Origin of the sequence: Actinotalea soli (assembly GCF_017565425.1) — a bacterium.
Taxonomy (GTDB): Bacteria; Actinomycetota; Actinomycetes; order Actinomycetales; family Cellulomonadaceae; genus Actinotalea; species Actinotalea soli.
Window position 1 is genome coordinate 1 of the sequence record NZ_JAGEMK010000024.1, and the last position, 312, is coordinate 312.

The 312-nt window shown below is 81.4% G+C and carries 1 pseudogene; it reads left to right on the plus strand.

Annotated features, from left to right (window positions below):
• A pseudogene (locus J4G33_RS16885) lies at window positions 1–312 on the plus strand (hypothetical protein); the annotation flags it as partial.

Consider the following 312-nt stretch of genomic DNA (forward strand, 5'->3'; position numbering starts at 1 on the left):
GCAGCCCTCCCAGGCGGCCGCCGCCCCCCGGGTGACCTCCTCCGCAGCCCCCGTGGTCGTCGGCGACGGCACGACGGGCGCCTCGCGGGCCCGGTCGCGCTGGCGCCGCGCACGCTGGCCCCTCGCGGTCCTCGGCCTGAGCGTGGTCGTCGGCTCGCTCGCAGCAGTCCTGCAGCCGCGGACCGCCGAGGTCCCCCTCGCCCCGGACACCCCCGCGGGCGGCGGAGCGCGCGCGGCGGCCGAGATCCTGGGCGACCAGGGGGTCGAGGTGACGATGGTGCGGACCTCGGCCGAGGCCCTGCGGCGCGCGGC